Source organism: Hymenobacter properus, from assembly GCF_015694735.1.
Lineage (GTDB): Bacteria > Bacteroidota > Bacteroidia > Cytophagales > Hymenobacteraceae > Hymenobacter > Hymenobacter properus.
The window spans coordinates 867,043-886,416 of sequence record NZ_JADQDP010000002.1; the positions used below are offsets into that span (position 1 = coordinate 867,043).

Below are 19,374 nucleotides of genomic sequence, written 5' to 3' on the forward strand. Positions count from 1 at the left end.
CCGCCCCCTAGCCCGCGCGTGACCCCCGGCTAAACACTGTGTAGTTGAATAAACTGCTGAATGACTCCGGTATAGCTGCGCGAAGAAGTCAGGTGCGTCCCGTCGAGTAGCTTGAGCAGGTATTCGCCGTGGGTCCAGGGCCGCAGCTCCTGCACGTGCTGGGTATTCACAATCAAGGAGCGGTGAATGCGCAGGAACAGCTGCGGGTCGAGCTGCTGCGCGAGCTGGCCCAGGGTGGTGCGCAGCAGGTGGGGCGTGCCCTGGGCGTGCACCGTCACGTAGTTCCCGGTGGCTTCCAGGTAGGCTACCTGCGCGGTGGGCACAAAATACAGGCGGCCCGGCTGCTTGATAAGCAGCTGCGCCGGGAAATGGCCCGCAAGCGGCGGCAAATCTGCGGGCGCGGCAACCGCCGCCCCGGCCCGGTACTGGCCGACGCGGTGCCGGACGTGGGCCAGGCAGCGGGCAAACCGGTCGGGGTCGAGCGGCTTGAGCAGGTAGTCGACGGCATGGGCCGCGAAGGCTTGCAGCAAGTAGTGGTCGTACGCCGTCACGAACACTACCAGTGGCAACGCCAGCGGCGGCAGCTGCTGCGCCAGCTGCAGGCCATCAAGGCCGGGCATGTGCACGTCCAGAAACACCAGGTCGACGGCAGCCGGCTCCTGGGCCAGCACCTGCAGCGCCTCCGCGCCCGAGGCGCACTCGCCCTGCACCGCAAAGTCCGGGTGGTCGGCCAGCAGCTGCCGGATGCGCCGGCGGGCCAGGGGTTCGTCGTCTACTATCAGGGTCCGAAACGAACTCACGGCTGCGGCGAAATCAGGGTAGTAAACGGCAGTTCGAGGCGCACCACCGCACCTTGCGCCGGGGCCGCCTCCAGGGCCAGCGCGTAGCGCGTGCCATAGAGCAACCGGAGCCGCTGCTCGGTGTTGGCCAGGCCCACGCCGTGGGGCGTAGTCGGGTACGGCCCCGGGCCGGAGTCGCGCACTTCCAGCACCAGCTGGTCGCCCCGCCGGTCGGCCCGGATGTGGACGCTGCCCACGCCGGGCGCGCTCAGCCCGTGGCGCACGGCGTTCTCCACCAGGGGCTGCAGCAGCAAGTGCGGCACCACAGCCAGTTGGGCAGCCGGCGTCACCTCCACCGAAACAGCGAGGCGGCCGGCAAAGCGCACCTGCTCCATTTCCAGGTACAGCTCAATGAAGTGCAGCTCCTGCGCCAGCGGTACCTGATGGGCATCGGTGTGGTCGAGCACCAGGCGCAGAAACTCGCCCAGTTTGGCCGTCATGCGCTGCGCGGCCCGGGGCTCGTCGCCGATGAGCGTGGCAATGCCGTTGAGCGTGTTAAACAGGAAATGCGGGTTGAGCTGCTGCTTGAGTACCTGCAGCTGGCTCTGCGCGAGCTGCATTTCCAGACGGCTGGCCTCCACGTTGCGACGCTGCCACCTGGCGTAGTAGTCAAGGGCGTACACCACGAACAGCAGCATCCAGTAGATGGGCACCCAGAAGTTAACGCCCGAGAAGATAGCCGCCCAGGAAACCGGCGCCTGGGCATTGCCCACCAGAAAGAGCGCGCTCAGGAACACGGCCCGGTAGGCAATGGTGAGCGCCACGCTGGCCGCGGCGTGCACCAGCAGGTAAGGCAGCCAGTGGGCCCGGCCCGCCGTGAGGTCGAAGCGCTGGGCCAGCACGAAAACCAGGGGCGTGAGCAGCGTCCCCGTCAGGCCGTAAATCAGGGGCGCGAGCAGCAGCGTGCGCCCGTGCCAGGGCGCTGCTCCGATGAGGGCCTGCGCATACACCAGCACCAGCATAAAAAGCGTGAACAATCCCCAGGCGGCCGCGATACGCAGCCAGGTGAGGCGGTGCAGAAGGAGCATGCGCGGAAACCAGGTGAATAGGTCCCAACGGGAAAACCCAGCTCCGAGTTGAAACGGGATGCTTCACGGCCCTATATGCCGCCACCCAACAGGCATCGCACCGGCCCTAGTCACCCTGGTAGCCACGCGCGGCAAGGGCATTGTTCAGGCGCGGGTCGCGGGGCTGGTCACCGGCTTTACCGTTCCGTGTAGGCCATGCGTGCCCACGGCCCGCCGGTGGACGAAGTGCTGTTGCCCCACTTATCGCCGCGGGGCTGGAAGCAAATTAACCTGAAAGGGGACTGTTCGTGGTGCACAAAACGCGCACCCGGTAAGCTTAAGCCCTTATGGCCCCTTTCCAAGCCTTAACGTGCTATTTATTCCATTTTCTGAGAGGGCCCCCACTTGGTTCGGCCCGTTCGCCTGACCGTGCTTTTGATTCTTTTCAGTGGCGCTTTCAGGACGCAGCCTAATTCGAGCAAATACTTGCGGGCAGCCTTTACGGCGTTGGCTCGTGCGGCTGCCCCACCCAATCAGCGGAACAATCGTCTGAGAGGTCGCCTCGCTAGGTGATGCGCCCTTTCGCCAGGGTTTGTCGCTCATCGGTTGTCATGTTTCTTGAACCGACGGAGCAAAAGTAGCAAGAACGCTCCTTTAACTGAACGACTGAAGTCCACTGTCTGCAAGTTCGGCAAGAGCCTGAAACCATCTGTCTTGGCGTCTGCCGAGTTTAAGAAACCCGTCTACGATTCAAAGTTTACGAAACGGCATTAGGGGATGAGTTTCGTAAACACGACTATGCCCGGAGGGACTAATTCTACTTAGCGCTTACCGATTGTCATAAAAGACCCCGTTCAAGTGGTTGACCATTCCAGGCTTTTCAACGGCATGGACTGCCCTCTATTACCAGGCACCTCCTGCACCAATCGCGCTGAACGCGGTCGAGTTCGCCCCCGTGGCCGGCGAGTCCGGTTGTGATTAAGGCGAGTTCAGGCGGTTTGTGCTTACCCAACGGCGGACTCTGCCGTTGTTTTGAGCAGTTGGGCTACTGGTAAGTAGCCTGTTGCCTGTAAACACGTGAGCCATGTAAGAGCATGGCTGTGTTTTAACCGCTTATCCAGTTATGATACAAGTTCCTTTCCACCCAATGGTAGCCGGCGTATTCGTGTTCGGCATCGCCGCAGCCTGTAGCTCCACTCCCGACCAAAAAAATGCCAAAGCTGCGGCTCGGACGGCCAACGAATACGCCGTGCTTACGCTGACGCCTCAGACGGCCAACCTACACGTTGATTACCCCGCCTCGCTGCAGGAGCAGCCCGGTACGGGCAATATGCGCGCGTATTTCCTGGTGAACGAAAAAGCCGTTCAGGCATTCGAGTGGCACTGGCAGGACAGCACCATGCTGGAACTACTCTGGCAAATGAGCAACGTGCAGTTGGTGCTTCCCAACGGAACCGTGTACGCACAGCGCGGCCGGGTGGACAGAACCAAAGGCCAGGTTGACCCCGCAACCGGCTCCGTGGCGGTGAAAGCCACCTTCCCCAATGCCAACGGCGTGTTGCGTACCGGCGGGAAGGGGCTGGTGCGCTTGCCGCTGCAGATTCCCAAGGCCCTGCTCGTGCCGCCGTCGGCCACTTACGAGCGGCAAGGCAAGCACTTGGTGTACGTAGTGGGTGCCGACAACAAGGTGAGGAGCACCGAGGTAAAGGTGCTGCCTTTTGCCACTGACTCCGGGTACGTGGTGCAGCAAGGCCTGAAAGCTGGCGACCGGGTTGTGTTCAAGGGCGTGCGCTCGCTGCAGGAAGGCCAGCTTATTGTGCCATCCCTAGCCCCGGTAGTGGACACGGGCGAGGCCCTGTAGCCTCCCTCTCAGGTGTTAGAACGCCGTTCGGCTGCCCCGGCCGAGCGCGACAGCCATTATCCCGCTTTACCATTAGCCGAGTGGCATTTACTGCGGTAGACTGTCCTCCGTTGCTTGCCCTGTCGCAACGCTGGCAGGGCAAGCAACGGAGGACAACTCGTTTTATTCCAGCCCCCGCGCCGGGTGCCCACAAGGCCAATGCTGGCAGCTAGCCGCGCGTGTTTCGTTTGTTTCTGATGAATTTTTCACCCTCCTTCGCGATTGTCTCGCCCGAGCGGACGGCCCCTGGCGAGCGTGCCCGCATCGTGGCGGTGGCCCACGCGCTGTACGTCAGCCAAGGCATCGCCGCAGTATCGGTGGCCGACATTGCCGGCTGCCTGCGCTTATCCCCCGGCCGGGTGCTGCACCACTTTCCACACAAGGCCGCCTTGATTGGTGCGGTAGTGGATGCCCAAGTGCAGGCCATTTACCAGCAATTATGCCTGCACCGGGCCCACAGCAGCAACGCCGTGGAAGAATTGCTGGCGCTGCGCAACTGGGCCAGCGCGGAAATGAAGCCCGGCTTGGTGCCTTTCTTCCAACAGCTGGCGGCTGACTTCCCCGCCGAGCAGCAGCGCTGGCAGTCGCACGTAGCGGGTTTCTCCACTAAGCACTTGTGCCACAACCTGCGTTGGGGCATTCAGCAATGCCTGTACCGCCCCGACCTGGATGTGGACGCGCAGGCGCGGCGCTGGTGCGAGAAAACCCGCATTTTTCGCACAGCGGCCGCCATTGACCGGGCTGACATGCACCGCGCGCTACTGAACAACTTTATCGCGGCCATCGTGACACCGGCCGGCGCGCTGGCCGTGCGGCGTCTGCAAGAGGCGCACCCTTTCTACTAGGCCTTGGTCAGCGCCCTTTTCATCTTCCATTATGCGCGTGCCCTCCCCAAAACCCAATGGGCGTGAGCCACTAGCTCAGCCAATAATCCCCGGTCTGGTCAGCGGCGCCGAAGCGAAAGGCAGCCTTCTGCCCGACAGAGGCGGTGCGAGCGTGTGGCGTAAAGCGACGCGTTATGGGCTACTCCACGTCCTTTTGACGGCGCTGGAGGGCTTCTTAGAAGCAGGCTACGATGTAGACTGTTTTTTCTCAGGCGTGTGGCTGTTTCCTGCCATCAATGCCCTAGCAGCAACTGCGGATGCAGCTGCCCAAAGGCCTCAAGTGCGCTTACCCTTCTCTTCTTCGGCCGTTCACCCACGTATACGGCGGAGAAATCGGCGGGCTTCTAAGCGGTAGGATTACAACCCGTTGAAGCACGTGTCGTGTTGCGAAAGAGAAAGTAGGTGGCCGTTTTTTGCTTTACGTTAAAGGTTCGATTAACAGAACGAAGTTTCGCCAGCCGGACCGAATCCGTGCACTAATGCAACGGTTGCCGGCCAGGGCCGGTCATCCGGTCAACCAACTCTTTCAATCGATGCAAAAGTCCTTACTTATACTGGTCCTGCTGATGGCGGGATGCCAAAAGGCTGCGGACGTAGCCCCGAGGCGGAGCCGGCCGCTGATGAGGTGGTGATTGCAACGCAGGGGGTAACGCCGGCTGCGGCGTGGCACAGGTGGGGGCCAGCACCCGGCCCAGGTGCGGCGCGTGATTGGGCCCTCGGGCTATGAGCCTACTTTTTTAGCCTACCAGCTTGATACGGCCCTGTGGGTGCATGAAAACCGGACGCTATACGTGCATATTCGCAAGCCACAGCTCAACGAGGCTGTTGTTTACAAGGCCCTCGGACTAGGCTACGCGGCGTTTACCGTAATGAGCGCCCGCATAAAGCCCGGCAGCAGGTAAGCAACACTTAGCCTAATAACTCAAGGAGGTTCACCGAAAAGGTCATGCTGATTGCCAGTGCAGTCATTTGTCGTCGTCTACGCTTTGGCTATTGCTATCAAGGCGAGTTCGCCCACGAGTAGGAAACCTAACAAAAAGGCCAGCAGAAGGTTGGGCAACCGATGCTCCACCCATTCGCTGGTAACCATCGGGAGCGGTGTGCTGCCGACGGATTGGCGGGCGGCGCGGGCCACCCGACCGGAAAACCAGTTCCACAGCCGGGGGTACTTCATCGCTTGACAAGGGGTTTAATCCGACGTTTTTAAAGCGGTTGGCAGCCGGTTTGGCTACAGCGCTGGCACAACTAGGCTGCGCCGACGCAGGGTGTGAGCGCTGAAATAGCCGAGCACATGGCCCGAAAAGTTGGACGTTGGATTGGCCGGGGCCGCCGAGCTGCCTCCCTGCAAAATCTGGCTCAGGGTGGCGAGGTAACCATGCACTCCGGCGTCTACGCATTGCATGTCGACCCGCACGCTGTCGCCGACGAGGATGTCATCCGCCTCGTCCGCGTTGCGGGCAAACAGCGGACGGGAATTGGCTTTGCCGTCGGTCAACTCGTCGTCCTGCAGAAAGACCGTTTTATTGAGGCGGCCGTTGCGGTACTGTCGGAACAGGTAGAAGTTGCGCACGCCGGCCGGGTCCTGAAATTCGGGTATGAGCTGGATGTTGTCGCCCCCAAAGCTGGATTTCTCGGCCCGCAGGCCGGTAAGCGGAACCGCCACGGGCAAGGTGGCCGTGGCCACGTAGGTTTCGCCATCCACTTCTACCCGCAGGGTATAGCGCCGGCCCGGCTGGCCGGTCAGGGTGCGCCCCTGGTACCGGCCGGGGGTGCGGGTGGCGGCCAGGGTTTCGAATCCGCCTGCGTCGTCGCTCAGGGTGACAAGGGCCCCGCTAACGGGGGGGAAGGTGTTGGTATCGGTGTACGTGGTGCTGCGCGAGAGGAGCACGGTGCAGGGCTGGCCGTCGTCGGCCAGGTTGCCTTCAATCATGAGCCGGGGCGCAGCCGCTTTCAGGTCGAGGTCAATCACTTTCTGGCAGGCGGAAGTCGCGAGCAACAGGCCAGCCGCCAGCAGGCGGGTAAAAGAGCAGGTGTTCATGGGAAAGTAGGGAAATGGCCAAGAGGCGCTCACGCTTTGCGTCAGTGCCCGGTAGTAAGCCGTCTTAGAAATTGAAATTGTAGGTGGCCGAGGGAATCATGCGGAACAGGGCCGTTTGCAGGGCCTGGGTGCGGGTGGCGTCGTCGGGCACCGTTTCGAAGGTGATGGTGTAGGGGTTTTGGCGGCCCAGCACGTTGTAGATGGAGAAGTTCCAGCTGTGGTGGAAGCGCTTGCCGGGCTGCTGGGGTTTCTCGAAGGTGGCGCCGAGGTCGAGGCGCTGGTAGTAGGGCAGGCGGTCGGCGTTGCGCAGGCCATAAAGGCTCGCGGTCTGGCCCAGCGCCTGGTACTTGCCCACGGGGTAGGTGACGGCGTTGCCGGTGCTGGCCACGAAGGTGCCCGACAGGCTCCACTTCGGCGTCAGCTCGTACACGCCAACCACCGACAGGTCGTGCGGCCGGTCCTGGCGCGCGTTGAACCACGCCCCGCTGTTGATGGCCGTGAATTGTCGTTCCGATTTGCTGAGCGTGTAGCCTACCCAGCCCGTGAGGCGGCCCGTGTTTTTCTTAAGCAGCAGTTCCACGCCGTATGCCCGGCCCTTGCCGTAGAGCAGGGTGCTTTCCACGTCGGTGCTGGGGCTGAGACGGGTGTTGTCGCGGTAGTCAATCTGGTTTTGCAGCCACTTGTAGTACACCTCGGCCGAGAGCGAATAGGCGCCATTGGGGCCCAGTTGGCGGAAGTAACCCGCCGAAAGCTGGTCGGCCAGCTCGGGTTTCACATTGAGCGAAGTGGGGATGTACAAATCCGTCGGCGATGAGGCGGCCGACGTGCTCAGCAGGTGCAGGTTCTGCGCGTTGCGGGCGTAGCCAACTTTCAGGGCCGTGTTTTCTGCGAGTTGGTAGCTGGCGGCCAAGCGCGGCTCTAGGCGCAGGTAGGTCTTCACGAAGTCGCCCGTCGCGTAGTGGGTACTCGCGAGCACCTTGCCGGCCGGGTCATACGTCGAATAATTGCCTTGGCCCAGAAGGCTGAAGCCCGACAGGCGCAGGCCGGTGGTGAAGTCCAGTTTTTCGGTGGCCTTCCACTCGTGCGACACGTAAGCCGCCGTTTCCAGCGAGTGGTTGGTTTTGTCCGGGGTAGAATTGATATCGGCCGTGGCCGCGGCCGAGATGCGGCCCGGCGTGATGGTGCGGTAAATACCCTGGGCCCCGAATCGGAACGTCTGGCTGGCGCTGGGCGAGTATTCAAAGTCCTGCTTCAGGTTCCAGTCCTGAATTTTAGAATCGATGTTGATGTCCTGGTCGCTGGAAGTGAGGCGAATGCCGAAATCGTACTTGCTGTAAATGAGCGAAGTGTTCGAAAACAACTGGTCCGTGAACAAGTGGTTGAGGCGCAGCGTGGCCGTCTGGTTGCCGTAGTTGCTGCCAAAGGCGCTGATGCCCATCACGTCCTCGCCCAGGTAGCCCGAGAAGTAGAGGCGGTTGCGCTCGTTGAGCCGGTAATTGGCCTTCACGTTCAGGTCGTAGAAATATAGCCGGGCATCCTTGGTCGTCTCATTCGAAGAGGCCTTCAGGAACAAGTCGGCGTAGGTGCGCCGGCCGGTCACCAAGAACGAGCCTTTGTCCTTCACAATGGGACCTTCCAGGGCCAGGCGCGAGGCAATGAGGCCCAGGCCGCCGCTGCCGTGCAGCTGCTGGTTGTCGCCGTCCTTCATTTTGATGTCGACCACCGACGAGAGCCGCCCGCCGTATTGCGCCGGCATGCCGCCCTTGTACACGGTCAGGTCCTTGATGGCGTCGGAGTTGAAGGTGGAGAAGAAGCCCAGCAGGTGCGAGGCGTTGTATACAGGGGCCTCGTCCAGCAGAATCAGGTTCTGGTCCACGTTGCCGCCGCGCACCGAAAAGCCGCTGCTGCCTTCGCCGGCCGTTTTCACCCCCGGCAGCAGGGTCATGGTTTTGATGACGTCCTTTTCGCCGAAGAGCACCGGCACCTTGGCCACCTGCTTCAAGTCGAGCGACTCCACGCCCGCCTGGGCCTTGCTGACGTTGGCCTGGCTGCTGCGGCCGGTCACCACCACCTCGGTCAGTTCCTGCCCACCGCTGCTGAGCTTAAAATCGAGCCGCTGGCTGCTGGTAAGCGTGACTTTACGCGCCTGCGTCTGGTACCCCACAAAACTGGTTTCCACCGTGTAGGTGCCCACGGGTACCGTCAGGGTGAAGAAGCCGTAGGCGTTGGCGCCGGTGCCCACGCCCGGCAGCTCCAGGATGCGGACGGTGGCACCGGTCAGGTCCTCGCCGGTTTTGAGGTCTTTGATAGTGCCGCTCACCGTCACCCGGGTTTGGGCCTGGGCGGGTTGCAGACTTAGGGCCGTCAGCAGGCAGATGGCCGGCAAGCCCAGCCCGTTGGTAACATGGTGGGCACCCCACCGGCCGGCCGGAGCAGGCAGCGAGGCAATGGGCCCGGAGCGGTTGTTTTCCAAGGAATTAGTCTAAAAATTTTAACATTATCCAGGCCACTGTAAGCGCCCCGAACTGATGTCAAAACAAGACGTTTCGGCGCCCGATGGCTAGCCAAAACCACCCCAACTCGCCGAAACAAGCACCGAACTCGCCGTACTCTTCGCAGAAAATTGCCCGTCGGGCCGGTAGCTTACTGCCCCCCCAACCAGGTTTTCAATTCGGTCACGCGGGGCTTGGAAATCACGACGTCTTCGCGCGCGGCGGGCCGGAGGTGCACCAGCATCCGGCCGTTGTAGTACGGCTCGAGCTCCGCCACGCTGGTCCGGGCAAAGAGCACCTGCCGGTTGGCCCGGAAAAACTCGCCGGGATTGACCTGCGATTCCAGTTCATCGAGCGACACATCTAGGGCATATTCTTGCCCGCTGAGAGTGGTTAGAAAGACTAGGCGGTTGCGAATGGCAAAATGGGCCACCTCGGCCGCGGCAACGGGAATGAGCTTGGTTTTGTGCGGAATCAGCCAGCTCTTTTTATAAGCAGTGGCGCCCCCCAACTGCTGCACGGTGCGCAGGAGTTCGGCAAAGTCGGGCACGGGCGGGCTGGTGTTGGCCGGGGAGGCAGGCTCGGCATAGTGCTGCCGCAGGGCGTCGAATTTGTCAAACCCGCGCTCGAGCTTGGCGCGGGTGAGCGGCTTGAGCAGGTACTCGATGCCGTTTTGTTGAAAGGCCTGGAGCGCGTACTCGTCATAGGCCGTGATGAAGATGACCGGGCAGGTCACCGTCACTTGTTGCAGCACGTCGAAGCTGCGGCCATCGCCCAGTTGGATGTCCATCAGCATCAGGTCGGGGGCGGCGTTTTCGCGCAGCCAGGCCACCGCGTCAGCCACGCTTTCCAGGTGGGCCAGCACCCGGGCATCGGGCCGCACCTCGCCGATAAAACGCTGAATGGAACGGGCGGTACTGAGTTCGTCTTCTACGAGGAGGATGTTCACGTGGGATAAGGTTAAGCAGGCAAGGGAACGTACACCCGAAACTCATCGGCTGATTGTTCAACCAATACTTCCTGGTGATGGAGCATGCGAATCCGGCTGGTGAGGTTGCTCAACCCCACGCCGTTGCTGGGGGCGGCCATTGGGCGGGGCTGCCAGGTATTGCGCACCAGCAGCGTGGCCGGGGCCTGAAACTCGATGGCCACGCGCAGCGGGCGTTTGCGGGTAAACACGTTGTGTTTCACCACATTTTCGACCAGCAGCTGTAAGGCCAGCGGGGGAATGGTGCGGGCCATGACAGTGGCGGGCAAGTCGATGTGCAGGTCCAGGCTTTCGCCAAACCGCATTTGCAGCAGGTAACAGTACGAGCGCAGAAAGGCCACTTCCTCGCTAAGGGTAACGGCCGTTTGCTCGCCGTGCTGCAATGAATACCGGTACACCTCCGCGATTTCCTCCACGAATTGCTCGGCCGCGGCGGGCGCTTCGTGGATGAGGCTGCCGAGCGTGGAGAGGGAATTGAACAGGAAATGGGGGCTGAGCTGCTGTTTCAGGCCTTCGTAGCGCGCGGCCAGTTGCTCCTGCTTTAGCTGTTCGTTTTCGGTCGACACGTACTGGCTCCGCTCCATCGTTTCGATGGCCAATTGCACAACGATAATGATGAAAGCGAAAATCTGCGAACCGGCCAAGGCGTTAATAAGCCGGGGCTGCTCGTGGTGCATGCCCCAGCTGTGCGGCAGGAAAAAACGCACCACGGTAAACAACGCCGCGGCACTGAACGCAATGCCAACGCGCAACAGGATGTTAAGCCAGAGCGGCCGGTAGTCCAGCCAGTGCCGCAGCCGGTTGTCGCCGTAGCGCAGCACGTAGTTGATGGCCATCTGGAAAGCGACGCTCAAGGAGATGAAGCGAAACGCATTGAAGGCCGCTTCCATCGTCGTACCGGGCGAGAACGTGCTAATCCACGGCACCACCATCAGGCCCATCAGGGTGCAGGTGAAGAGCACCAGCCACGGGTATTGCCGGGGCGTAATTACCACCGGGGCCTGCCGGGCGGCCACGCCCCGCATCAGGGCGCCAAGGCGGTGCAGGTCGGAGGGGAGGAGCGGCATGCGATGGGTAGCGTAAAGCAGGCGAAATCGGTGGCGGCAAGGCGTACAAATTTGCAGCGGCACCAGGAATAAAAACAGTGGCAATACGGCAAGGCACTTAGCTGGCCAACCGGCAGCGGCTCCTGTCCGCAAGGCCGGTAACTCAGCGTTTCCGGGCCGGCACCGTTACCGACATGGTGAGCCCCACGTAGGCGGCGTTTTCAGCCTCCGCTTCGACGAGCACCCGGCTGGAGTTCTTCGCCGCCACCCACATGGAAACCGGCGTATCGAGCCCGCCCCGGATGCCCAACATAAAATAAGGGTTGACGGCGTACTCAAACAGGGCCCCGGTTTGCAGCGAAAGGCTGTTGGCTTCAAAGGTGCTGCTGAATCCTGGAACGGTGCCGGCACCAAACGAATGGGTGCTCATCACCTCCGTGCCCACGGAAAGCCAGCACTTGTTAGCCAGCAAGGGGCGGCGCAGGTGGGCCCGCAACGGCAGCAGCGCGTCAACCTCCCAGGCACTCTGCCCGAAGCGATGCCAGTAGGAAACCACGGGACTTATCGGTATTTTTACGGACGGATTCAACTGCACCGTCAGGCCGGCGCTGAGCTTCGTTTCGGGGGTGCGGCGGAGCGTGAGCAAGGCCGTGAGGCCCCCAACAAACTTCTCGGGCCAGTCGAAGCGGCGGCTCGCCCCCGTGACCGAGGCCAGGTACGTCACCGGCCGTTGCAGCAGCGAGTCCTGTCGCACGGCCGTCAGAGAGAAGGATAAATCTTCCCGCACGTAGGTGTAGGAGCCGCTTTCCCCGTTTGCGTCCGCCGCCCTTCTATAGCTTCCCTGCTCGCGCAAGTAATTGACGCCGGCCAGCAGCACCACCGGCGTAGTGATGAGCAAGGGGGCTACCCCCACCACGCGCAGTTGATGCCCTGGGGATGCTTCCCTATCGGCCGAGCGGCCCTCGTGTTCGGTTGTGATGCGGCGCGCCGGCAGCAGGCCCGACTGGATAACCAGCGGCCGCAGCATGGGCGCGGGGTAGACCGGCCGGGCGCTGTCGACCGGCAGCGCGGGCGTCAGGCGCGGGACGCTAGGCTGTGCCAGCCCAACCCGGGAACTTCCCAAACAGGCCACCAGGCTCAGGGCCAGCCCTTTTGGCAGGTGATGACGAAAACAACGGTTGCGCGCATGACGATTTCTAGAACCAGATATGCGTGTTTGGACGCCCATTGCTAGCTGTCTAAAGAGGATGAGACCGCAAGCTCGCCCGTCCTTTCTCCCGACGCCAGCCCCATGTGCACCAACTCGCCCAAATCACCGCTGAACTGACCCAAATAGGACATGGCCGAAGTCATTCAAATGCTGCTTGTTACTGGTTTCATCTATACGCTGGTATGTGCCTTCTGCTTACAGATGGAACAGCTTGGTCGAATTTTTTCTGCTAAAAGGGCCCGATGGCAGACGCGCTCCGTTCGATTGAAGGATTGTTATCACATGCGCTGGTCGTCGGCTGCAAGGCTGTCGTCATGCCGCGCTATTTGACATAAACTCTGCCCGAATGGTACCGGGAACGTAGGCTTCAACGGCTTTTTGGAAAGCTTCCAGAGTCGTTGTGTCGGGCTCTTGTCCGTCTTCCAACGCGGCCCTGATGGCATCCCAGAACTCGACGTGGTTGTCATGAAAGCGGATAACCAACCGGTACACGTTGTAATCCACGTCGAAGATGGTGTCGAGTGCATCTTGGCCGGCAGCAATCTCCTCAAGTAATCGCTGTTTGCCTAACGCACAGGCCACATCCATTTCGAAGAACGAGTTCAAGTCAGCGTATATCATAGTTTACGCAAACGGTCCAATGAGCAAGTGCCGTTGCCGTCACCGGTTCGGCGCCGCATCGGCTCTAAATCGGTCACCGGTTCCGCGCCGGTTCGGCTGCCAGTTCGGTGAACGGAAGAATATCTTAGCCGACTGGTCGCGCTAATGCTACCTTCGCTCTGGTCTCTACGGGTAGGCTAATAAGCTCTTTCCTGGCAATGAACGGGCCCCAGTGCCTCATTTTTGGGGGAGTATAAGAACAAAACCCCGCCAAAAAGCCGCGACGGCCCGGCAGGGGCAGCGGCTTTTCGGGGGAAGCCATCCCCGGGCTTATTCAGCGTCGCCGGACCTGGAAACGGTGGGCTCTGGGGCGTGGCGGGCCCGGGCCAAAGCCAGCAGCCGGCCGGCGTCGCGGTGCAACGCCGTCGCCGCGCGGGCCACCAGTTCGTTCAGCTCCACCCCCGGCAGGGCCCCACCCAGCACGTTGATGACCGCGAGGCAGACCAGGGCGAGCCCCGCCGTGAGCAGCGCGGCTGCCCGGAACAACAGATGGGCGTAGAACTGGAGCAGGGGCATATAGCGGGGCGGCAAAAGCAGAAAGGTGAGTCCTTCCGGCGGGCTAATATATGGAAGAAACATAGGCCAGCACCCGCGCGGGTGGCCGTGTCCACTGGGTTGGTCGGCCTCCCTGAACTTGCGTTCAGGAAAACGGCGGTTTCGACGCATTATTCCTACCTGGCGCAGAGCTTCAACGCTTACGCCACCGAAATGTCAGCACTTTCCTCAAAAGGAAGGCACGACAGTTAAAGTACCTACACCTTAGGAGCTATTCTGTAACGGGCGGGGAGGGTAAAACGAAAAGAAACACAATTGCCAGACCGGGTACAACTAGAGTAGCGAGACTTGTTCTGTTTGCCAATTCGCTGCTCAGGAGGTAATTTGGGGAGGCGGGCCAGGTTAAACCCAGCGAAAACAACCCCGGCTGTTCTTAACAAGAATGACTGTAATACCCTTACGCGGCCAGAAACGCAGGTTTTCTATCAATTCGCACAACATAGCGCAGAGATTGCGCCCATTAGCATATGACTTCGAGCACTGGACTGGATTAAGGTCGTTCCCCGAGGTCTAAGGCAGACAGAACATTTCGCCTGCTTTCTCCAGGAAACAGCTCGCAACTAAATACGGAACAGCCCCAGACTTAATAAAAGCTAACGACACACGCTCCCGCGAGGACAGATTTCAAGCGCCAATATTATAGTAGGGATTGCGAGGACGTTACCACCCGCATGACGCTGCAATAGCTCTCACCTCAAACTATAATGGCTTTAAAATCCCACTGGTTTCGGTTAGTTTTTGCTCGGCTACCAGCCGGTCAATAGTTGCTGCAAAAACCTGCCTCTGTTCTTCGCTTGGGCGGCTAAAGCCCAACAGGCGGGTCGCTGGAAGGGCCACTGCTTCCCTCTCTATGGCGAAGCTGTCCCGCACCACCGTAAGTACGGACGCCGCCAATTCCTCGGGGGCAATAAAGGTGAGTTTGCGCGAAATGGCCGGCAAGGTACTGCGCTCACGTAGGGGAGCAGCGGAAGGCGGCATGGTTGGGGCCCACAGAAAGTCGCCCTGCTGCCGGACGCTGCCCATCTTGCCTGCCAGTCGAATCGCCTCAGCGACACTGGCACGTATGCGGGAACCCACCTGGGTGGCCCCGGTGGCAGAAGCTAATCGGCGTGTTACTTCATCTGCGTGAACAGGACTTTCCACGGCTACTACTTCCGCTACCCAAGCGGACAGACGGCCAGTGGGGTGTTGATGCAATTCCAACTGCCGAATGGCGGCCGGCAATTGGGCTACCTGGTAGGGCAAAGCTGCTGTGACCTCAGAGGCGGTGGGTTCTTCACGCTCTAAGCCACCCTCCAGTGCAGCGGCTGGTTCTACTTCTGGCTCATCGGGTTGGTCAAGGGCGAGGAGCCGGCGAGCTTCTTCAATCGCGGCCACGGCGCGCTCCGTTTCTCGGGCGGGGTCGCGGAACCAATCGGTGCTCCAGATGCGGTGCAGACGCCAGCCCACGGCTTCGAGTACCTGTTGGCGCAGCCGGTCCCGGTCACGGGCCGAGCGGGCTGAATGGTACATGGCGCCGTCGCACTCAATGCCGAGTACGTATCGGCCCGGCTGGTCGGGGTCCACTACGGCTAGGTCGATGTAGAACCCCTGGCTGCCAATTTGGGGGCGTATCTGGTAGCCTCGGGCCGTGAGAGCCCGGTAGACGGCTTCTTCAAACGGCGACTCCATTTCCCGGCCCGTTTCCTCGTTCTGGTTCAGACGGCCGTGTTGCGCAAAATTGAGGAAGGTTTTGAGCGCTGCTACCCCCTTGGCCCGCGTGCGGTTGAGGTCGAGGTCGTCGGCCGTCAAGTTGGTAAACACTTCGCAGCGTTGCTTGGCACGGGTGATGAGCACGTTAAGGCGACGCTCGCCGCCTTCGCCGTTGAGTGGCCCAAAGCTCATGGTAAGGTAGCCGTCCTTGGTGCGGCCGTAACCGACGCTGATGAGAATCACGTCCCGCTCGTCGCCCTGCACGTTTTCCAGGTTCTTGATAAAGAAGGGCTCGTGGGCGTGGCGATTGAAAAAGGCTTCCGTTTCGGGGTGCTGCTTGCGGCGAATTTCTAGCGCATCCTGAATAGCCTGGCGCTGGGCCGTGCTGAAGGCCACCACGCCTAGTGTGAGCTTGGGTGTGGTACGGGCATGGTGCAGCACGGCATCGGCCACGGCTGCCGCCTCCAGTGGATTGGTTCGCGTGGTGCCACGCTCGTAGTGCGTGTCAGGCAAGTGATGGTACACGAGGCCCAATTGGCCCTTGCCGCCGGGGCTGGGGAAAATGACCAGCTTGTCCTCGTAAAACAGGTGGTTGGACGCGGCAATCAGCGACTGGTGCAGGCTGCGGTAATGCCAGCGCAGCATACGCTCCGGCATCTGGCGGGCTTTGCACAACTCCAGAATGCTTTGGATATCGGCGGTCACGTTTTCTTCGTCGGCGTCCTCGCCCGCCCCCGTGAGCGAGTCAAAGAAGCTGGTGGGCGGCAACTGCTTGGAGTCGCCCACGACGACCAATTGCTTGCCCCGAGCCACAGCGCCCAAGGCATCGACGGGCTTCACCTGGCTGGCTTCGTCGAACACGACCAAATCAAACTCCACCGCGCCCGGTGGCAGAAAGCTCGCCACGGACAGCGGCGACATCATAAACACCGGCTTGATGGCCTGCACGGCCCGGCCCGCTTCCCGCATGAGCTTGCGCAAGGGCAGGTGCCGGGTCTTCTTCGCAAATTCGTTCTTGATGACGAGCATTTGCCCACCGGCCTGCGGGTTGGGCAGTTGGGCGTGGTGGTTCTGCATGGCCCGCACGCGGTTGTGGTAGAGGCTATCGCGGTCGGCCTGACGGAAACGGGTGGCCAGCTCCTCGTGCCCCGCACGCTCAAACTGGCGCAAGGCCGGGTGCCGCTCGTAGGCCAACTGTTGGAGGTATTCCAGCCAGGTTTGGCGCACGGCAGCGGCTAGAAAACGGGCTGCTTCTGACCAGCTTTCGGCCAGCAGGAGCAATTCGGGTAGCTGTTCCGTCTGGACACTGGCGGCCACGTTGTTCCATTCCGTCACTAGGCGCAAGGCCGGCAAATCGTCGGCCCAGGCGCTTAGCGTGGCCCGCTGCAAGTCGAATACCTGGAATTGCAACCGGCCGTTAGGGCCAAAGCGGCGGGCTTCGTTTAGGCGGAGGGCATCGGCTAGGCCCTGCACAGCGGTGCGTTGCTGGGCCAATGCTGCTTCTAAAGATGCTAAAGGGCTGGCCACGGCGTCAGAAGCAGTGGCTTGGGCGAGGTAGCCCACAAGCGCCTCCGGCAACTCGTTGCGGCTGATGCGCTGGTGCGTTACCGTCAGATAATCAGTCACGCGGCGGAGCGTCGCCCAGTCCGAGCGCAAGCCTTGCCAAGCCGTACCAAATAATGGGCCGGTCAGTGCCGTGGCCTCCGCAACGGTTTGGCTATGTCGGCTGGCCTCGTGGATGGCGTCAATTACCGTGACCACAGCCGCCGCCTCGTCGGGCAAGGTCGTTTGCCAAATGCTTTGCAGCCGCTTGCGGGCGCGCCGGTAATCGCCGCTCAGGAACTTCCACCACTTGTCGCCATAGGCCAGCAAGGCGGCCCGCTCCGGGAACAATTGCTGGCTCCAGGCTTCGGGCAGCAGCGTGGTATCATATTGCTGATGCAGCGCCGCGTATGCCTCGCCGGCTTGTAGCACCTCGGCTAGGCGGCTTCCTTGGTGCGCCCACGCTGCATCGGCGACGGCTGCACCCATCAGTGGGGGGGCCAACTGCGCATGGCGGGCAGCTGGCAATAAGGCTTCGGCCGCCGTTCGCTCCTCGGGGACCGGCAGCCCTAAGTGCCTTGCCAAGATGGTTGCGGCAGTTTCTAGGGCCTGTACCGCCGCCTGGGCGTCGCGCAATTGCACCACTAGGGCATCTTGGGCGGCCGGTAAGAGCACCGTCAGTTCGCTGCCCCAAAAGAGCAAGTTTTTAGGCACGCCCGTTTTCTGCAAGGTGGCTTGCAGACGGGTGGCCAGGGCTTCAGCATGAGCCGCGTCGGCATCCGTCCAACTGCTCAACCGGGCAAAGGCGATGCGCGGCAGCGCCACCGAACCGCGCTCCTCATTGAGCCGCAGTAATTCGCCTGTTACCTGCTGGGCAGTGCGACGACTGCGGCCTAGCGGCGCGTTTACGGCCAGAGCGTAGTCGTTTAGGGACTGGCGGTAGCGTGGGAGTTGGGCCATCTGGTCGGCCACTACGGCGGCTGTGGCGGGACGCCCCAAGCTCAGCGTGTGGCGCAGTTCGTCGTGCAACGCCTTCTTGTTGGCTTTGTGGCTGTGCAGTTCTAAGCAGGCTGCGCCCAAGCCCAGCGCATCTAGGCGGCGCTTCACCACTTCAAGGGCCGCCATCTTTTCGGCCACGAACAGCACCTTTTTGCCCGCGCCGATGGCTTCGGCCAACAAATTGGCAATGGTCTGCGACTTGCCGGTACCAGGAGGTCCTTGGATGACGAGGTTGCGGCCCTCGTGCACGGCAAGCAGCGCCAGCAGCTGTGACGAATCGGCATCTAACACTTGGTGTAGTTCCGCCGCCGGGCTTTCATTGTCCAGAAAGGCCGTGTCATTGACCGAGGGCGCTGCGTCGCGGAAACCCGTATCCCGGCCTAGCAGCGCCCCGATGGCCGGATGCTCCAACAATCCCTCACCGGCCGGCCAGGTCGTGGGGTCCAGGTCCCGGTACAGCATGAACTTGCCGAACGAGAAGAAACTCAGGGCAATGCTGTCTTCCTCTACCCGCCAGCGCGTAAAACTTGCTACGGCTTCGCGAACGGCGGCGTAATAAGTGGCCAGGTTACCTTCCTCGTCCAGGTCGGGGAGGGGCAGTGCGAGGCCGAAACTGGCCTTCAGCTTGGCCTGTAAGGACAGGTTGCCCTCCACTTCGGCGCCGGTATGCCGCAGCTTGAATCGTTCGGCGGCAGTGCCGCGCTCCAGCAGCACCGGCACCAGTACCAGCGGCGCTTGGCGGGCTTCTTCGCTGCTTTCTGACTCATACCAGGTGAGCATCCCTAACGCTAGGTATAGAATGTTCACCCCTTGCTCTTCCAGGCTGGTCCGCGCCGTGTAGTAGGTGTTGAGCAGACGGCTCTCCAGCTTCGCGAGCGGCTCGGCGGTTTGTAACTTATTATCCGTCAACAATGCCTGCCGTTCGGCCTCGGTGAGCGTATTGGGTTCCGGTGGGAGTACATCGCTTTCTATTGCTTCTAGACTAGTGGCCTCGAAAAGAGAGTTAGTCGCAGCAGCTTTTTTCTTTGACTCTGGTGCGGCCTGGAAATACATCGTCTTGCCTTGTTTTACCAAGACATCGTACGCCGGAGCAGCTTCTTCCCGAACTACTGCTACTCCTTGGGCTTTGGATAGTCGAAAGTTGAGCAGCGGGTTGCGCAAGCCCAAGTCCAATAATTCTTGACGGGAAGCCTCTAGGCGGGCGGCGAGCGAAAGTTGCTCCTCGGGTAGAGAAGAAATCATACAGAGCTGTTGAAAAAAGAGATGGTTAGTTGAAGCATTATTTTTCAGCTTCAATAGCCGTGCAACTTACTAATAATGGCCAAAATTTACTCGTTATTTCAATAATTGAGAGCCACCTTTAAATGGGCCTTTAATCTGCCGGAATGGTTTTATAACTGCTACCGTAACTCTCTATGCTCCATGCCTTACTGGCCACGGCCACTGACCTAGACCGTTGGGCCAGTCTACTTGAAGGAAAAGCTACCTTCCCGGAACTGATGCGACGCCTTATACGCACCAC

Annotated in this window: 12 protein-coding genes; 2 read left to right on the forward strand and 10 right to left on the reverse strand. The window is 61.1% G+C overall.

Going from position 1 to position 19,374, the window contains the following annotated elements; genetic code table 11:
* Positions 1–29: 29 nt before the first annotated feature.
* Both I2I01_RS09860 and I2I01_RS09865 read right to left on the reverse strand, forming a co-directional pair.
* Complete coding sequence (locus tag I2I01_RS09860) at positions 30–800, reverse strand: LytR/AlgR family response regulator transcription factor (protein WP_196286269.1); 771 nt, start codon at positions 798–800, stop codon at positions 30–32.
* Positions 797–1,867 carry a sensor histidine kinase gene (locus I2I01_RS09865; RefSeq protein ID WP_196286270.1) on the reverse strand — a complete coding sequence of 357 codons (1,071 nt, stop codon included), beginning with the start codon at positions 1,865–1,867 and terminating at the stop codon, positions 797–799. The genes I2I01_RS09860 and I2I01_RS09865 overlap by 4 nt, the downstream gene beginning before the upstream one ends.
* A gap of 1,102 nt (positions 1,868–2,969) precedes the next feature.
* On the opposite strand from I2I01_RS09865, the gene I2I01_RS09870 reads away from it, so the two are divergent.
* A complete protein-coding gene (locus tag I2I01_RS09870; RefSeq protein WP_196286271.1) occupies positions 2,970–3,707 on the forward strand; it encodes an efflux RND transporter periplasmic adaptor subunit in 738 nt (245 codons plus the stop codon).
* 236 nt (positions 3,708–3,943) lie between these two features.
* Positions 3,944–4,591 carry a TetR/AcrR family transcriptional regulator gene (locus I2I01_RS09875; protein ID WP_196286272.1) on the forward strand — a complete coding sequence of 216 codons (648 nt, stop codon included), beginning with the start codon at positions 3,944–3,946 and terminating at the stop codon, positions 4,589–4,591.
* A gap of 1,267 nt (positions 4,592–5,858) precedes the next feature.
* On the opposite strand, the gene I2I01_RS09880 is transcribed toward I2I01_RS09875, so the two are convergent.
* The 8 genes from I2I01_RS09880 to I2I01_RS09915 all read right to left on the reverse strand — a co-directional run bounded on the left by I2I01_RS09880 (position 5,859) and on the right by I2I01_RS09915 (position 19,094).
* On the reverse strand, positions 5,859–6,668 hold the full coding sequence (locus I2I01_RS09880) for a DUF4249 domain-containing protein (RefSeq protein WP_196286273.1): 810 nt from the start codon (positions 6,666–6,668) through the stop codon (positions 5,859–5,861).
* Positions 6,669–6,732: 64 nt separating this feature from the next.
* A complete protein-coding gene (locus I2I01_RS09885) occupies positions 6,733–9,141 on the reverse strand; it encodes a TonB-dependent receptor (RefSeq protein WP_211537894.1) in 2,409 nt (802 codons plus the stop codon).
* Between the two features lie 170 nt (positions 9,142–9,311).
* Complete coding sequence (locus tag I2I01_RS23555; protein WP_196286274.1) at positions 9,312–10,109, reverse strand: LytR/AlgR family response regulator transcription factor; 798 nt, start codon at positions 10,107–10,109, stop codon at positions 9,312–9,314.
* Between the two features lie 11 nt (positions 10,110–10,120).
* Positions 10,121–11,215, reverse strand: coding sequence for a sensor histidine kinase (locus I2I01_RS09895; protein ID WP_196286275.1), 1,095 nt, complete (start codon positions 11,213–11,215; stop codon positions 10,121–10,123).
* 142 nt (positions 11,216–11,357) lie between these two features.
* Positions 11,358–12,317, reverse strand: a complete 960-nt coding sequence (locus tag I2I01_RS09900) for a hypothetical protein (RefSeq protein WP_196286276.1) — start codon at positions 12,315–12,317, stop codon at positions 11,358–11,360.
* Positions 12,318–12,716: 399 nt separating this feature from the next.
* On the reverse strand, positions 12,717–13,025 hold the full coding sequence (locus I2I01_RS09905) for a hypothetical protein (RefSeq protein ID WP_196286277.1): 309 nt from the start codon (positions 13,023–13,025) through the stop codon (positions 12,717–12,719).
* Positions 13,026–13,334: 309 nt separating this feature from the next.
* Positions 13,335–13,643 (reverse strand): hypothetical protein, encoded by a 309-nt coding sequence (locus tag I2I01_RS09910; RefSeq protein WP_196286278.1) that lies wholly within the window; start codon positions 13,641–13,643, stop codon positions 13,335–13,337.
* A gap of 675 nt (positions 13,644–14,318) precedes the next feature.
* Positions 14,319–19,094 carry a DUF3320 domain-containing protein gene (locus I2I01_RS09915; protein ID WP_196286279.1) on the reverse strand — a complete coding sequence of 1,592 codons (4,776 nt, stop codon included), beginning with the start codon at positions 19,092–19,094 and terminating at the stop codon, positions 14,319–14,321.
* Positions 19,095–19,374: the final 280 nt, after the last annotated feature.

Coding starts and splice junctions, on each gene's coding strand:
- I2I01_RS09870 (WP_196286271.1), top strand. CDS start 2,970: ATGATACAAGTTCCTTTCCACCCAATGGTAGCCGGCGTATTCGTGTTC.
- I2I01_RS09880 (WP_196286273.1), bottom strand. CDS start 6,668: ATGAACACCTGCTCTTTTACCCGCCTGCTGGCGGCTGGCCTGTTGCTC.
- I2I01_RS09905 (WP_196286277.1), bottom strand. CDS start 13,025: ATGATATACGCTGACTTGAACTCGTTCTTCGAAATGGATGTGGCCTGT.
- I2I01_RS09865 (WP_196286270.1), bottom strand. CDS start 1,867: ATGCTCCTTCTGCACCGCCTCACCTGGCTGCGTATCGCGGCCGCCTGG.
- I2I01_RS09915 (WP_196286279.1), bottom strand. CDS start 19,094: ATGATTTCTTCTCTACCCGAGGAGCAACTTTCGCTCGCCGCCCGCCTA.
- I2I01_RS09895 (WP_196286275.1), bottom strand. CDS start 11,215: ATGCCGCTCCTCCCCTCCGACCTGCACCGCCTTGGCGCCCTGATGCGG.
- I2I01_RS09875 (WP_196286272.1), top strand. CDS start 3,944: ATGAATTTTTCACCCTCCTTCGCGATTGTCTCGCCCGAGCGGACGGCC.
- I2I01_RS09910 (WP_196286278.1), bottom strand. CDS start 13,643: ATGTTTCTTCCATATATTAGCCCGCCGGAAGGACTCACCTTTCTGCTT.